The 1,745-nt window shown below is 46.2% G+C and carries 3 protein-coding genes and 1 pseudogene; all 4 read right to left on the reverse strand.

The features are described from left to right. A partial coding sequence (locus FTE26_RS03325) for a RepB family protein (protein ID WP_334313973.1) occupies positions 1 to 103 on the reverse strand: 103 nt, incomplete at its 3' end. Positions 104 to 399: 296 nt separating this feature from the next. Then, positions 400 to 591, reverse strand: a complete 192-nt coding sequence (locus FTE26_RS03330; protein ID WP_001348769.1) for a Hok/Gef family protein — start codon at positions 589 to 591, stop codon at positions 400 to 402. 14 nt (positions 592 to 605) lie between these two features. Continuing rightward, a pseudogene (locus tag FTE26_RS03335) lies at positions 606 to 892 on the reverse strand (DUF2726 domain-containing protein); the annotation flags it as partial. 512 nt (positions 893 to 1,404) lie between these two features. After that, positions 1,405 to 1,617 (reverse strand): hypothetical protein, encoded by a 213-nt coding sequence (locus FTE26_RS03340; RefSeq protein WP_013023861.1) that lies wholly within the window; start codon positions 1,615 to 1,617, stop codon positions 1,405 to 1,407. Positions 1,618 to 1,745: the final 128 nt, after the last annotated feature.

The raw sequence follows: 1,745 nt of genomic DNA on the forward strand, positions 1-1,745 counted from the left end.
CCACTGATAATCTTTGTTTCTCTGCATCAGAAAGCGGATTCCCCTTTCTGTATGCTCGTTTTGCGCCAGATGAGGAAGTCACTGTATTTTCTGTCTGCGACATCTCGCCTCCTCAATACTTAAACAGGGATCGTTTCGCAGAGAATACTACAGTTTTTTGAAATCAGCGACTTGAAAGTTGTGACGATGATCTGTGTTGGCGCACAAATCATGTCTGATTACGACCGTTTAATGTAATTTTGATAATAAAATGACTGAAAAGTAGGAAATGCTTTAACCAGGGTACCGGCCCCGGGCGGGACCGGCAGTTTCTAGCATTTCGGGTGTCTGCCCCTGAAATACCTCACACTTCCGGAAAGCGGGGACTTCCGTCCCCGCCCGGCAGCTTACTTCCGTGCTTCAGGCCAGAGTTACCTGCACCACTGTATTTCCCCTGTGAATATTCAGTTCACATAACTGTTCCCTGAATATCAGTGAAAAACACAACACCGTGGCGCACACGGCAAGCAACCCGATAAGGGTATATTTCGTCATAAACTTTGACATCTTTGCAAAGAAGAGGCTACAATCAGTAGTGCTAAAGTGCATCATGCAGACCTCACGAGTTAATGGATTAACGAGTGGGGTCTTCGCATTTCTGAAACCTGCGTCTTATTCAGCCATTCTTCGGTCATCTGCAGCAGTTTTCTTGCATCGTGACTTCTGAGCAACGGAATGCCAGCCTGCCTCAGAACCTCTTCCAGAAGAGTATCCCAGCATCTGCGTTCCGAACGTAAATGACTGTCATCAGCCAGCTATACTGCTGCAACAATACTGAACGAACGCCGTTCAACGATAACCACATCGACATGCACTGAGATACCATCCTGAATAACAGCCACCACTGGCGCGATCAGATATTAGTTGTCTGGAGATTCAGGGGACAACCTAACTTGAGCCCGCTATAGCGCGAAGCCGAAAATTATTGTTCGTATGCTCCCGCTGGTCCAGAATGGGAATTTCCTCTGGCTGATGTTGAACTGTCATGGAGAATTGAAACTTGTTTAAGACTTTGGCAGCCTACTGTTTTTAATACACCCAATAAGGTATGAAGATGAAACTAGGGAAGTTAATACCGCCATGAAAAGATAAATAATACCCGTGGAATATATTTCCTCATGTTACTCTCCATATCAAATAAATGGCACCTGTATTTCAGACATCCTGAATATTACAGCACACATTGAACAACACCTTATTTTGTGAAATTAATCACAAAATATAAAATCTCGACTTAATACGGAAAAAAATCTGTGCTACTCAGAACTGTCCGGTCATACTTCCCGACCGGATATTAAAAAAAGCAAATCTCATAAACTTCTTTCAGCCTTCTGACTCCTGGAGTAATGAAGGCTGCTTTTTTCGTTACCCCCTTCCCCGGCAACGCCGGTGGCAGTGTGCAGCCCTTTTTCGGGCAAACTGCTGCCAGTCTGTCCGGGGCGCAACACCGGCAGCCCGTCGCCATGCTTCTGCCGCTTCCATCCTGCGTCCACTGACCTCCAGAATAACGGCCCGGCTTCCGGCACGCTGCCAGCACCAGACCTGACCGTTCCGTGAACTGTTTCTGAATCCATTCATATTTCTGTCCCCCTTTAGTTGTCAGTATTATTGTGATAAATAGCTCAGTGGAATGGCTTTCTTTCGGGTACGGAAGTTATTTCCTTTTAAGCCTTATTTCCCTGCCTCCCCTCCCTGAGGGAGGCTTT

This window comes from Escherichia sp. S10b (assembly GCF_028421345.1).
GTDB lineage: Bacteria > Pseudomonadota > Gammaproteobacteria > Enterobacterales > Enterobacteriaceae > ECMA0423.

Coding starts and splice junctions, on each gene's coding strand:
- FTE26_RS03330 (WP_001348769.1), bottom strand. CDS start 591: ATGATGCACTTTAGCACTACTGATTGTAGCCTCTTCTTTGCAAAGATG.
- FTE26_RS03340 (WP_013023861.1), bottom strand. CDS start 1,617: ATGAATGGATTCAGAAACAGTTCACGGAACGGTCAGGTCTGGTGCTGG.